Source organism: Phormidesmis sp. 146-12 (genome assembly GCF_052939495.1).
Window position 1 is genome coordinate 166,079 of the sequence record NZ_JBJPHS010000001.1, and the last position, 13,384, is coordinate 179,462.

Sequence of the window (13,384 nt, forward strand, 5' to 3'; positions counted from 1 at the left end):
CCCTAAACTTCAACTAGCTGAGATTCGGCTTCCTCAATGTCTTGCCAGCTAGAGTTTGTTAACCGATCGATACCCCGATCAATAATCACCAATCCCTGCGCCACATTCTCGATCACACTTAACTGACCGCGCAATTCTGCCGCCCCCGCAAAGCCTTTTGCATACCAAGTCATATGTTTTCGAGCTTGTCTGACTCCCCGATCGCCCTTGTATTCCCACAACATTTGGAGATGCTCACGGGCACATTCGAGACGCTCGATCGGGGTGGGTTTGACCTTTTCAACGCCCGTTTTTAGAAAGTGATCAATTTCGCCCACCAAGAAAGGATAGCCCAGCGTCCCCCGCGAACACATCACTCCATCTGCACCCGTCTGCTCCAGACATCGCACCGCCGCCTCAACCGAAAACATATCGCCATTGGCAATCACCGGAATCGAAAGCACTGCTTTGACGCGCCCGATCCACTCCCATTTGGCAGGCCCGTTGTAGCCTTGAGCGCGAGTCCGACCGTGAACGGTGATCATTTTTGCGCCCGCATCTTCCATGCGTTTAGCAAAGTCGAGAATATTGATTTCTTTTTCAGTCCAGCCGATGCGAGTTTTCACCGTCACGGGAATATCAACCGCTTGCACGACCGCCCGAACGATCGCTTCCGCCGTTTCTGGATCGCGCAACAGAGAAGACCCGCCGCCATTTTTGGTAATTTTATTGACCGGGCAGCCCATGTTGATATCAACCGTATCGGCTCCTTCTGCAACGGCCATCTTGGCCGCTTCTGCCAGGAAATCGGGACGACAATCAAAAAGCTGGATGCTGATGGGGCGTTCGTTAGGGTCAACCTCCATAATTTTGGGCAATTCTTTGACGTAGTGCAGCCCTGTTGCGTTGACCATTTCGGTATACATCATCGAATCTGGCGCAAACCGACGCACCAACCGCCGAAACACCAGATCTGTCACGCCCGACAAAGGAGACTGCAAGACACGACTTTTGACCTCAAAGTGACCGATTTTGAGCGGTTCTGCGAGTCTAGCTTTCAGGTGAGGAGAGAGCGAAATCATGGCGTTAGAAACGAATCGATACTTCTTTAGGATAGTTGATCGGCGCGATCGTTCTCCAAGGTTCAGACCCGACACACTTGATGAGTTTCTGCCGATCGTCGCGCCGCTTCTGCCACTCGCAAGGTATATAAACTTTCTTCAGCGCTGACGTATAAAGGCGTATTTTGAATTAAATGATCCAAGACTGCGGTGGTGTCTTTGATGAATAACCCGCGACGGGCACCAACGGCGATCGCTTGACTACCTTCCGCATTAATCAACAGCCCGCCATCGCCATCAAAGACCAGCCCGCCTTTTTCGCCCTGCACTTCCATCTTGCGCTCAGATTGCCAGAGAGCATCGCCCTTGCCATAGAGCACATCTGCAATTAGCCCACTTTTGAACTGCAACTGAGCCGCACAAAGACAAGCACTATAGTAAGAATCGTTGAGTTGCCAATAGCGATTTTGACAATAAACAGTCTCAACTTCTCCAAACGCATGAGTTAGCCGATGCAGCCGAGACAACGCTCCAGATAGTGGGAAGCCAAACAATTCAGTATGATAAGTCCACTTTTGCGGAACGGGATGCTGAGGAGTCACGGTGGCATAGCGAGCATAAATAGGAATGCCGATTTGCAGCAGAGACCCGATCAGCGCTTGATGAACGCCGCCCAGCAGTTCAATATGTTCAACATGTAGTAAGCGGTTTTTGGACTTGGCCAGGGCGATTAATTCTTCAGCTTCTTTGACATCCAATGACAGGGGATATTCAACTACAACATGTTTGCCAGCTTGCAGGGCCGCACGAGCGATCGGGCCATGATCTCGATTGACCCCAGAAATAATGACCAGATCTAGACGAGGATTATCGATTAATTCTTGCCAAATACTAAACGCTTGCGTCTGATGGATATGACCAAACTCCTGAGTCTTTTCTGACCTGTGCCCCGCAACGCCATTGAGCTGTGCCCGTGGGTCTGCGTTGATCGTCTCTGCTCGAAGTTTGGCTGCAAAGCCCGTACCCACCAATCCGACTTGCAAAGGCAGCGTTCCTGAGAAATTTGTCATTGCGATCGATTCATCAACGTCATAGATCAACTTAGTGTAAATCAGGTGACCAAACCAATTGAAGTTCTCTGATACAAAGTGCAAGAGGGTAGCCTAATCACTCCCATTAATTTTTCAATCCCTTAGCTCCTACTTTTGGGCAGTAAAGTAACTCTAGCCACTCCATTACAAAACTTCTCTCATGAGAAAAATTATTGCGGGACTGCACGACTTTCAAACTCACTACTTCGCCGAACACCAGGAATTTTTTGAGAAGCTTTCTCACGAGCAGCACCCCAGAGCGCTCTTTATCACCTGCTGCGATTCGCGCATTGATCCCAATCTGCTCACCAGAACTGACCCAGGGGAGTTATTTATTATTCGCAATATTGGCAATGTGATTCCGCCGTTTGGGGCGACCGATGGGGGAGAAGGAGCGGCGATCGAGTATGCAGTTCAGGCGCTAGGGGTACGGCAAATCATTGTTTGTGGACATTCAGACTGTGGCGCGATGAAGGGCCTGCTGCATCTCAACGACCTTCAGGAAGACATGCCGCTGGTTTACAACTGGCTCAAACATGCCGAAGCCACCCGCCGCTTGATCAAAGAAAATTATCAGGGGTATGAAGGCGACGATCTGTTGGCGGCGACGATCGAAGAAAACGTCCTCACCCAAATTGAGAATCTTCGTACCTATCCCGTCATTCACTCAAAGCTGCACAAAGGCGAAATCAGCATCTATGGCTGGGTTTACAAGATCGAAACGGGCGGCGTTTTTGTCTATAGTATGGAGCGCTGTAGCATCGGTGCAGACCACGAGCCTTTTGAACTGGATGACTCGATCCCCAATCCGCTGAATGGGAGCGCTGTTCATTAATCCTTCTTTATAAATCCTTCTTCAACCGTGGTTAAACGCACTGATCAACCGCTTAACTGAACAATTTCCTCAACAATCGAGAGTGGCATAGAGAGTGGTACTGTAGAAAGGAGGGCTGAGTCCATGCCCAATTTTTCTCGTTTAGTAAACATTTCTGTACTTTTCAAATCGAAACTTAACGCCCCCGCAAAGCTGTGTTAGCCTTAATCTCAAGGTTTATTTTCGGCTGTGTAATTCGTTTTTCGACGTTTCTCCGAATCTAACTCCCTACACTTCCTGATTCTGGAGATACGTTATGTCAATTTACGTCGGCAACCTGTCCTACCAAGTGACGCAGGATGACCTGACCCAAACCTTCGCCGAGTACGGAACTGTCAAGCGGGTGCAGCTACCCACCGATCGGGAAACCGGACGACTCAGAGGGTTCGCTTTTGTAGAAATGGAAAACGAAGCCGAAGAAACAGCCGCGATCGAAGCGCTCGATGGTGCTGAATGGATGGGTCGTGATCTCAAAGTCAACAAAGCAAGACCCCGCGAAGAAAGAGGCACCTCTGGCGGCAACTGGTCGGGTGGCAATCGCTCTTCTCGTTATTAAACAGGCGATTTAGGTCGCTCTAAAGTTTTGAGGGTAGGCAAGCTGTCTGCCCTTTTTTAATGCTCAGGTAATGTTTAGGATCGCGAATTAAATAAGATCGTTTATTGCCAAGCGACTTCGCCCCGTAAATCCCTCATTCTGGGGGACTTTGAGATCAACAAAATTCTGGAATTCAAAACGGGTTCGAGCCTCAAAGTTCCTCAAGTTTGGGGGATCTAGGGGGCTGCAACCCACTGAAACGAAGCCAAAATCAGCTGACCAAGCATATTTAAAGAATTTCAGGTTAATAAACTCGCGTTCCTTAGATTGGGTAGGTCAACGTCACATTTGATGCCGATCGCTTCCAGACCGGAAGATAAAACAGCAATTGAACTTTCTTACCTCAGTTCTCTCGCACAACGATAAAAATGGTCGATACTCTGATTGCAGTTGCAAGTTCCTGAAGCGGTTCTCATAAGAGAATTTGACTCTGAAATCATCGCATGATTCTAACTTGACAAATTTTTTTCTAGCGCGAGTTGAATTAGTCGATCGACCAGATCCAAAAACGGGATGCCCGTCGCGGCCCACATTTCGGCATACATGCTGGTAGATGTGAAGCCAGGAAAGGTGTTGATTTCGTTGATCAAGACTTCTCCGGTGGACTCAACATAAAAGAAATCGACTCGCGCTAACCCGGCCGCATCGACGGCGGTGAATGCCTGAATCGCGCTTTCTCGAATTTGGGTCGCGATCGCTTCTGGCACATTGGCAGGAATGATCATTTGAGCCTGACCCGCCGTATATTTTGTCTCATAGTCGTAAAAGTCGCTCTCAAAAGTGATTTCTCCCACCACTGAGGCTTGAGGCTGATCGTTGCCCAAAACAGCACATTCGATTTCTCTGGCAACCACGCCCGCTTCGACAATGATGCGACGATCGTAGCTGGCAGCACTGTCTAAAGCGGCTTCGAGTTGGGCGCGATTTCTGACTTTGGAGATGCCGACTGAAGATCCTAGATTGGCAGGTTTGACAAAGCAGGGGTAACCGAGTTCCGATTCAATCTGGTCACAGAGTTTTGGGAAAACACAGGGATTGGAGTAGACCTGAGCGCGCGTTACCGCCAGATACTTCACCTGGGGCAATCCAGCCTGAGCAAAGGTCGTTTTCATGGCGATCTTATCCATGCCCATTGAGGAAGCCAACACTCCTGATCCGACAAACGGCACCTGCATCAGCGTCAACAACCCTTGCACCGTACCGTCTTCACCATTGGGGCCATGCAAAACGGGAAACCAGACCTCTACGTCAGCCGCCTGAGTCGGAAACTGCCAGCGAGACGCTCCGGCTTGAGAGACCGCAACCCCCGATGTGAGCACCTGTTGAGCCACGTCTCCCCCTTGCCAGTAGCCATCTTTTTGAATGTAAAACGGCAGCACCTCGTATCTATCAACATTGGCACCCGTTCTCAACGCTTTGTTGATCGCACCCGCCGAGACGATCGACACCTCATGCTCTCCCGAACACCCCCCAAACAGCAGCCCCACTTTTAACTTCATAGCCTCATCCCTACAGAGTTTGATTCAACGTGAATTCAACCAGGTCTTCGCGCTGCGTTGTTGAAATCTTCTGCCCCCCAACCTCCCAAATTTGGGGGACTTTCAGACAAGAATTCTAATGAAGGATCTGCTCAATGGAGACGCTGGCTCTCCTAAATTCACAACCAGCGTGAGAAACTGCATTGAGTTCACGTTTGATTTAAGCTATTTTGCATCCAATTGGGCCATCCGGGAAGAGTCGATCAAGGCAGAATTGACGGTTTGTGATTTATCACCGCCCATCAGAAACTCTTGATACGTTTGGGAACTCAGCGTCTTCAGACCTGAGCAGAAAAACGAACTAGCGGTTTTAACTGTCTGCCCGCCATAATGAGCGTATTCGTAGCGGGAACTGGATATGCTTCTCACTCAAACTAATCGTTTGAAATTGAATAAAGCAGAGACGGAGATTGCAAAACAGCTTTGTCGATTGAGCAAGAATATGTTCAACGTCGGGCTGTACAACGTCCGTCAATACTTCTTTCAAGAGAGAAAGCATCTTCGGTATGAGGGCAACTATCATCACTCGAAGGGGAATGAAAATTACGAATTGTTGGCGACAGACATTGCTCAACAGACTTTGAAAATCGTTGACCGTTCGTTTCAATCGTTCTTCAAGTTGCTTGGAATGAAACAACGTGGAGAATTGAGCGTGAAAGTAAATATTCCTGGCTATTTGCCCAAGGAGGGATACTTTCTGTTGGTGATTCTAATTCGCCCTAGAGACCTCGAAAAGATGCCTAGCAAGAATTGGGAATTCACCGTTCCCACATCGAGAAAGTTTCGACGGGAGTACGGCGCAATCTCTTTCACAATCCCTGAAAGACTTAGAGGGTTAAGCATCAAAGAAATTCGCATTCTCCCTAAATTGGGAGGACGCTACTTTGATGTCGCCTACGTCTATGAAGGTGCTGAAGAGAAGCAAGTTAACCCGTCTCAAGAGATGTTGAGCATCGATTTGGGATTGGATAACTTTGCAACCTGTGTCAGCACGACACGAGAATCGTTCATTCTGAACGGACGTGAAATTAAGTCGATTAATCAGGGATACAACAAATAAAATGCACGACTGCAATCGATTCAGGATTTGCAGGGAATCAAGGGTTTGACGAACCGACAAGCAGCATTGCTGAACAAGCGGAATCATCAAGTTCAAGATTTCCTGAATAAATCCGCTCGTTACGTGATCAACTGGTGCATCGAACGAGACATCAGCACGATTGTTGTGGGATACAACCCTGACCTGAAACAAGGGATCAATCTGGGCAACCGCAACAATCAGAACTTCACACAGATTCCCGTTTTTACCTTTAAGCGCAAGCTGGAAAGCCTCTGCGAACGGTACGGAATTGCCGTGATTGAGCAAGAAGAGTCGTACACCAGCAAAGCAAGTTCGCTTGATGGCGACCCGGTTCCGGTTTGGAATGCGGATAATCCAAGAACTTATGAATTCAGCGGCAAGCGCATTAAGCGCGGACTGTACCGCACCGCTCAAGGGTGGGTCGTCAACGCAGATGCGAATGGGGCACTGAATATCTTGAGGAAGCATACAAGTAAGCTGGATGAGTTTCTCGGACAGTTTAGGGGCTGCTTGGCACAGCCGTTAAGGGTTAACCTCTCTTAAGAATCCCCGCGTCTTCAGACCGGGGAGTGTCAACTCCCCCAGTCTTCCTTACAATGAGGAAAAGTCCCCTGATCCCTTCTCTGTATGTCGCAACAACCTGCTCGGATTTGCATTCTTGGTGGTGGCTTTGGTGGTCTGTACACCGCACTGCGCTTGAGCCAACTGCCCTGGACAAAAGCCACTAAACCTGAAATCGTCCTGGTCGATCAGCGCGATCGCTTCCTATTTTCGCCGCTTCTTTATGAGTTGGTGACGGGGGAACTGCAATCCTGGGAAGTCGCCCCCCCGTATCAAGAGTTGCTCGAAGGGACAGGCATTCGGTTTTGTCAGACGGCGGTTGAGCAGATTGACCTCGACCAAAAACGGGTGCAACTGCAAGATGGAGAAACGGTGACCTACGATCGCTTAGTGTTAGCAATGGGCGGCGAAACTCCGTTAGATAAAGTGCCTGGAGCCGCTGAATTTGCCATTCCCTTTCGGACGATCGCCGATGCCTACCGTCTCCAAGAACGCCTGCGCGAACTCAAAGAATCGGACGCTGACAAAATCCGAATTGCCATTGTCGGAGCGGGCTACAGCGGCGTAGAGTTAGCGTGCAAATTGGCGGATGTGTTGGGCGATCGAGCCAGAGTGCGATTGATCGAGCAGGGCGATCAGATTTTACGGTCATCTCCCACTCACAACCGAGACGCAGCGACCAGGGCGCTAGAAGAACGCGGCATTTGGGTCGATTTAGAAACGACGGTTGAGTCAATTACAGCCGATTCGATGTCGATGCTTTACAAGGGGTCAGTGGATACGATTCCGGTTGAGTTGGTGCTGTGGACGGTGGGCACTCGTGTCAATGAAGTGGTGCAAAGTTTGCCGCTCAAACAAAATCAACGCGGACAATTGCTGATCACGCCTACGCTACAGGTCGTCGATCGTCCCGAAATTTTTGCGCTGGGCGATCTGGCTGACTGCAAAGATGCAGATGGGCAACAGGTGCCACCGACAGCTCAAGCAGCGTTTCAACAGTCCGACTATGCTGGCTGGAATATCTGGGCCTCTTTGAGCGACCGCCCCCTGCTGCCTTTCCGCTATCAGTATTTGGGTGAAATGATGACTTTGGGCATCGACAATGCAACTTTGACGGGCTTGGGGCTTCAGTTAGAAGGGTCTTTTGCTTATGTGGCGCGGCGGTTAGCCTATCTCAATCGGATGCCGACGCTCAAACATCAGCTTCGAGTTGGGTTAAATTGGGTGACCAAGCCGATCGTCGATGTGCTGGTTGGCAAAAATGGATGAGCGATCGTGCTTCTCTCAATCTTGATCTCTTCTCTCAATCTTGATCATAGAAATCCTTGATGCTTTTAAAGCACAAAATTCTCCAGCAAATCCTGACGATTGAGTAGGATGAAAAGGCATTCAGCGTGAATTTTTTTACCCCAGATTCCTATGCTGTTATCCACACCTGATCAATCTCTAGCGATCGTGAAAAGCGAGTGGGAGGGTTTGACGGTTGAGTATGGTCGGCTGAATGCAGTGGGCGAGTTTGATTTTGCAATGCCTAAGCACAGTTTGAGTATTGCCTTTGCGCCGCACGAGGAAGTGATTTGGTCAGTGGATGGTCAGTCTCAGAAGACGAGCTTACCTGCTGGCAGCGTCTTTCTGTATGGAGGACGAGAGTTTGTTTGGCACCGCCGAGTTAAGCCGAGTGAGTATGTCAATTTAACCCTCGACCACGCTTTGTTAAATCAGATTGCAGTTGAGAATGGACTGTCTTCACTAGACGTTGAACACCGAGTTATCTTTCAAGATCCCACGATTTTACATATCTCACAGCTATTAAAAACAGAGGTGTTGACCGCAGGAATGGCTGGCAATCTATATGTAGAGTCGTTGCGAAATCTATTAGCCGTTCATTTACTCAGAAACCACACCAAAACCTCAATCAAATCGACCCTTGAAGACAATCATCTCAATGGTCTAAAGCTAAAGCAACTTAAGGACTATATTGAAGAAAATTTGACCGAAGCGTTAGCGATCGCTACTCTAGCCGCTCTGATCCCTATGAGTCAGTTTCACTTTGCTCGCGCCTTCAAAACGGCCACCGGAGAACCGCCCCATCGCTACATTACCCAGCGTCGGATCGAACGAGCCAAGGTTTTACTTTCAACCACACGGCTTTCGGCCGCAGAAGTCGCTTATCAAGTTGGGTTTTCTAATCAGAGCCATTTCACAATGCAGTTTCGCAAAGCGATAGGCATGTAATAAGTGTGTGGTGAGAACCGTTGCGATCGACGAGACCACGATCTCACTCATAACTTGGGGGGCTTGTATCTCAGTTTGCAACAGTTGGACAAGATGCAATAGAGCGGGATCAGTGACAGTGCAGTTGTAATTGAGCGGTAGAGAGATAGGGTGAATTTGTTGAGCAATGCTGAAGTCGAGTGAACCGAGTTTCACCATCATATGCAGATTGCTAGTTGGGTGTGGAATGTTCTGGAGAGGAAAGTCTTCAGCGATCGTGCAGCTAATGACGACATCCTGGGAATCGGTCAATGATTGCGAACATTCCACGATTAACTCATGCCAAGAAACTCTGAACCTTGATCCACAACATGGGATTAAATCAGAAGAGACAAGCGCCATTTTCTAAAACTCAGGGATAGCAGTTCTTCATTTAGCAAATTCGGCGGGAAGCCCCGCGCTCTACCTGTACTCACAAGCGTCGGGATGAAAGCCAAGGCGCTGACGAATTGATGTCTTGAACAAGACGAAACGTCGTTGAGTGAGAGATTGACATCGATGAGGAAACGCCACACTCTTACAACTCACCACGAGTTACTTTGTCTAGGAGTTCTTTTGGTTGTGTCTGCACATATCGAATCAGAATGTCTAGCTTTGTGACACCCACCGAATCAATCGAGTAAGACTCATTCCAAAATACTCTAGCGGTCTTCTCGCCAGTTCTACGACTGATTTTTGGGGAGTAGATTTTTTCTAGATGTTCTGCAAACTCCTGGTTCATTTTGCGACTTGAAACACTTTTGATGTTGCCAATAAATTTATCAAGATCAGTTTGGGGGAAGAACCTGAAAACCAAGTGAAAGTAATTTGGCTCTGCGTTGCCTTCAACGTATTCACACTGCCACTTGGTGCAGAGATCTTTAATAATCTCTTTCAGTCTTTCCAGCATCGGTTCTGTGATCACGCTGTATCGATATTTGGTTGTCAATACTAGATGAGCGTGTAGATTGCTAACACCTCTAGAACGTGTCTTGTACTCGCGCTTCACTGCTTTTCAATAAATGAACGTGTGCTATAATTATCGCATGAGAATCGCATACCAGTACCGATTACGTCCAACCTCTAGCCAAGCCGCCACCATGAGCGAGTGGCTAGATTTGTTGCGTCGTCAGTACTATCGCTTAGGTGAGCGGTTTTCTTGGTATGAGCAAAATCGCTGCGACATCAACGCTTGCCCGTTGATTTGCCATATCCCAGAGTTGAGAGACGATCCTGATTTTTATTCTCAGAAGCGCGATTTGGTGAATTCTAAGGCGCTGTTTCCTGAGTATGCAGAGATTCATTCTCAAGTGCTGCAAGACTGCATTGCGAGAGTAAAGAAGACGTTTGACCGATGGTTGAAAGGGGACGGCAACGGTAAGAAATCAGGGAAACCACGATTCAAAGGACATAGACGATATCGCTCATTCACATTCCCTCAGATCAAACAAGACTGCATTCAAGGCAAGTTTATCAAGCTTCCGACAATTGGCAAGGTGAAACTGATTCAGCACCGTCCGCTACCCGATGGATTCACAATCAAGACGGCAGCCATTACTCACAAAGTTGATGGTTGGTACGTTGTTTTGAGTCTCGAAGATGCTTCGGTTCCTGCTCTCAGCCCTGATATTCCAGTGATGGAAAATACTATCGGGATTGATGTAGGTTTGAAGTCATTTCTAACGGATGATTCAGGCGTAGAGGTTGCAATTCCTCAGCATTACCGCAAAGCTGAAAAGCAACTGAAACGACTACAGCGCGGATTATCTCGCAAGAAGAAAGGCTCTAATCGTCGTAGAAAAGCGATTAAGCGAGTCGGTAAAGCACACCTAAAAGTCTCGAATACTCGCAAGGACTTTCACTACAAAACAGCGAAAAAGCTTTTATCTCAAGGGAAGCATGTTGCACATGAAAAGCTGAATATCAGAGGACTTGCCAAATCGAGATTGGCAAAATCGGTCAATGATGCTGGATGGGGTCAATTCCTGCAAATTCTCTCAATCAAGGCTGAAAGAGCCGGGTTGCAAATCATTGCTGTGAATCCAAACGGTACAAGCCAAAACTGTTCAAGCTGTGGGATCAAGGTCAAGAAAGGACTTTCCGACCGTTGGCATTCCTGCCACAACTGCGGATGTAGTCTTGACCGTGACCACAATGCAGCAATCAATATCAAACATAGAGCGGTAGGGCATTCCGTTCTTAAAGCTCATCAAACGTCCGAAGCAATAGCTGGAGTCGATGAGAAGCCAGCGTTCTATGCGTCAGCATGAACGTCTGGAGTATGTCACCTGAAATACGCCCACCTATCTCCTAGCCGCACAACTGTACCGCACTCAATTAAGAAAGGATGCTTGAATCTAACCAAGTCCACCACCATCGACACTAAACTGGCCGCCCGACACATAAGAAGCTGCATCAGAAGCCAACCACAAGACTAGATTTGCGACTTCACCCGGTTGTCCAACTCGCTTGCTTGGATAAGGCGCGACCAGTTGTTCTTCGGTGACTTTCCAATCTCGTTTGACCCGATCGAGCATTGCAGTATTAACTGGCCCCGGCGAAACTACATTAATCCGCAGCTTTCCATACTCCTGTGCTGCCATCTTGGTCATGTGAATGACGGCTGCTTTGCTCGTTCCGTAGCCCACAATGTTTGGGAAAGCCCGCGCTCCTCCGATGCTTGCCATGTTGATAATCGAACCATCGGTCTTGAGAAGATAGGGAATTTCGTACTTCATGCCGAGAAAAACGCCACGAGCATTGGTATTCATCAAGTCATCAAATTCAGCGATCGAGGCATCGGCGATCGGAGCAGGCGGATAATCAATTCCCGCATTATTAAAGGCAATGTCTAACCGCCCATATTTTGCAACACACGCCTCCACAAACGCTTTGACCTCTTCAGCTTTGCGAACATCCGCCTTCATGTAAGTCGCTTCTCCACCCGCCGCCCGAATCTCTTGTTCCACCTGTTTTCCTAAGTTCTCGCGCCGACCGCAGAAAAAGACTTTAGCCCCCTGTTTCACAAAGGCTTCAGCGGTAACTTTTCCAATCCCAGAAGTAGCCCCAGTGATCAAGACAACTTTGTTTGCAAATGCGCCTGGTGAATTCGTCGAAGTCGATTCAGTAGTTTGATTAGGCTTGGGTTGAGCAGCATTCGCCAAGCTGTTTGTCGAAATTGCGGCAGCGAGTCCAGCAGCACCCGTAGCGAGGATATTGCGGCGTGAAAATGACATGATGACCTCCTAAAGAACACTGAAACAGAACAAGAACTGAGCGCGTGAACCTAAAGTGATGACTGTAAGTAGTTGGCAATGAGCGAAACGGACTGATTGACGGTAGCGGTTTGGTCATAGAAATCAAATTGAGTGCGATCGTTTAACCAATTCATCTGTTTGTTTTTACCAGGAATGTTTGCAAAAAACTGACGCGCCCCATCGGGAATTGCAGCTTTCTCACTGTGAATAAACAGGGTAGGAACCTTGATTTGTCTTGCAACGGGCATAGGATTAAACGTCAGCCATTCTGCCCAGGATGCGATCGCAAACCGATTTTTCCACTGAGGAATCGCCCCACGTTTGGGGTTTTGATAATAGTCAATGTCGCCATACATCACGGCTGTTTTATCTGTCTTACTCGTTGCTAACACATAGTCTGCTTTGCCAGTTTTCTCAAACTTTGTTTCGGCTGCTTTCCCCTTTGCAATTAGGGTTTCAACGGCTGCTTTCCCGCCATAAACCGCGTCAACAATTTGTGGATCATGAATCCACGGAGCAACCGTAATGAATGACTTGATCCGAGAATCTTCTGCGGTCGCAACTGCCATATAGCCTGCACTCGCACAAATACCCAATCCAGCAATGCGATTTGCGTCCATAGCATCCACCGTTTGCAAAAAAGAAACTGCATTTTTGATATCAGCAATTTTCGCTGTGGGAGACTCAAAACTCCGCAGCTTACCGCCACTTTCACCCCAAGAGCAGAAGTCAAACGCAAAGGCAGCAAACCCCCGATCGGCTAATCTTTGAGCATACAATCCAGGCATTTGTTCTTTGATCGTCATCCAGGCACCCGTCACAATCACCGTTGGCAGTTTGTCGCCCACTTTGTAGTTTGCAGGTAGGTAAAGATTGCCAACCAACGTTTCGCCTTCACTCTGAAAAGTCACGCGATCAATACCCGATCGCAAAGCGGTCGATCGCATCGAATTAGAAATCCCCGGCGTAGAAGAAACTTGAGACTGAACAGGAGCGATCGCAGCAGTGCTCCCTAACACAACCAGCGGAACTGCCCACAGGAGAGAATGCAATTTCATGAGGTGAAACTCCTTAATCAACTTCGATGTTCTTAC

The 13,384-nt window shown here is 48.3% G+C and carries 11 protein-coding genes and 1 pseudogene; 6 read left to right on the forward strand and 6 right to left on the reverse strand.

What is annotated here, in order from left to right; all coding sequences use genetic code 11:
• Positions 1-2 precede the first annotated feature (2 nt).
• Entirely contained in the window at positions 3-1,061 is a 1,059-nt protein-coding gene (dusB, locus tag ACKFKF_RS00655) for a tRNA dihydrouridine synthase DusB (RefSeq protein ID WP_446865919.1), read from the reverse strand.
• Between the two features lie 62 nt (positions 1,062-1,123).
• Positions 1,124-2,194 carry a Gfo/Idh/MocA family protein gene (locus tag ACKFKF_RS00660; protein WP_446865920.1) on the reverse strand — a complete coding sequence of 357 codons (1,071 nt, stop codon included), beginning with the start codon at positions 2,192-2,194 and terminating at the stop codon, positions 1,124-1,126.
• A 97-nt stretch (positions 2,195-2,291) separates the two neighbouring features.
• On the opposite strand from ACKFKF_RS00660, the gene ACKFKF_RS00665 reads away from it, so the two are divergent.
• Together ACKFKF_RS00665 and ACKFKF_RS00670 are read left to right on the forward strand one after the other, a co-directional pair.
• Complete coding sequence (locus ACKFKF_RS00665; protein WP_446861628.1) at positions 2,292-2,966, forward strand: carbonic anhydrase; 675 nt, start codon at positions 2,292-2,294, stop codon at positions 2,964-2,966.
• Between the two features lie 295 nt (positions 2,967-3,261).
• The gene (locus ACKFKF_RS00670) at positions 3,262-3,561 is read left to right on the forward strand and encodes an RNA recognition motif domain-containing protein (RefSeq protein WP_446861627.1); all 300 of its coding nucleotides are present in this window, start codon (positions 3,262-3,264) and stop codon (positions 3,559-3,561) included.
• Between the two features lie 488 nt (positions 3,562-4,049).
• Here ACKFKF_RS00670 and ACKFKF_RS00675 read toward each other — a convergent pair whose 3' ends face one another.
• Positions 4,050-5,099, reverse strand: coding sequence for a D-alanine--D-alanine ligase family protein (locus ACKFKF_RS00675; protein ID WP_446865921.1), 1,050 nt, complete (start codon positions 5,097-5,099; stop codon positions 4,050-4,052).
• 775 nt (positions 5,100-5,874) lie between these two features.
• Between ACKFKF_RS00675 and ACKFKF_RS00680 the strand changes: the two are divergent.
• The 3 genes and pseudogenes from ACKFKF_RS00680 to ACKFKF_RS00690 all read left to right on the forward strand — a co-directional run bounded on the left by ACKFKF_RS00680 (position 5,875) and on the right by ACKFKF_RS00690 (position 9,015).
• Positions 5,875-6,762: pseudogene (locus ACKFKF_RS00680) on the forward strand (RNA-guided endonuclease InsQ/TnpB family protein).
• 84 nt (positions 6,763-6,846) lie between these two features.
• The gene (locus tag ACKFKF_RS00685) at positions 6,847-8,049 is read left to right on the forward strand and encodes an NAD(P)/FAD-dependent oxidoreductase (RefSeq protein WP_446865922.1); all 1,203 of its coding nucleotides are present in this window, start codon (positions 6,847-6,849) and stop codon (positions 8,047-8,049) included.
• Between the two features lie 150 nt (positions 8,050-8,199).
• Positions 8,200-9,015 carry a helix-turn-helix transcriptional regulator gene (locus ACKFKF_RS00690; RefSeq protein ID WP_446865923.1) on the forward strand — a complete coding sequence of 272 codons (816 nt, stop codon included), beginning with the start codon at positions 8,200-8,202 and terminating at the stop codon, positions 9,013-9,015.
• 556 nt (positions 9,016-9,571) lie between these two features.
• Here ACKFKF_RS00690 and tnpA read toward each other — a convergent pair.
• On the reverse strand, positions 9,572-10,042 hold the full coding sequence (gene tnpA, locus ACKFKF_RS00695) for an IS200/IS605 family transposase (protein ID WP_446861621.1): 471 nt from the start codon (positions 10,040-10,042) through the stop codon (positions 9,572-9,574).
• A 37-nt stretch (positions 10,043-10,079) separates the two neighbouring features.
• On the opposite strand from tnpA, the gene ACKFKF_RS00700 reads away from it, so the two are divergent.
• Positions 10,080-11,303: an RNA-guided endonuclease InsQ/TnpB family protein gene (locus ACKFKF_RS00700; protein WP_446865924.1), complete on the forward strand. Its 1,224-nt coding sequence runs from the start codon at positions 10,080-10,082 to the stop codon at positions 11,301-11,303.
• An 87-nt stretch (positions 11,304-11,390) separates the two neighbouring features.
• On the opposite strand, the gene ACKFKF_RS00705 is transcribed toward ACKFKF_RS00700, so the two are convergent.
• Both ACKFKF_RS00705 and ACKFKF_RS00710 read right to left on the reverse strand, forming a co-directional pair.
• Positions 11,391-12,269 (reverse strand): SDR family NAD(P)-dependent oxidoreductase, encoded by an 879-nt coding sequence (locus tag ACKFKF_RS00705; RefSeq protein WP_446865925.1) that lies wholly within the window; start codon positions 12,267-12,269, stop codon positions 11,391-11,393.
• A 50-nt stretch (positions 12,270-12,319) separates the two neighbouring features.
• Complete coding sequence (locus tag ACKFKF_RS00710) at positions 12,320-13,348, reverse strand: alpha/beta hydrolase (protein ID WP_446865926.1); 1,029 nt, start codon at positions 13,346-13,348, stop codon at positions 12,320-12,322.
• Positions 13,349-13,384: the final 36 nt, after the last annotated feature.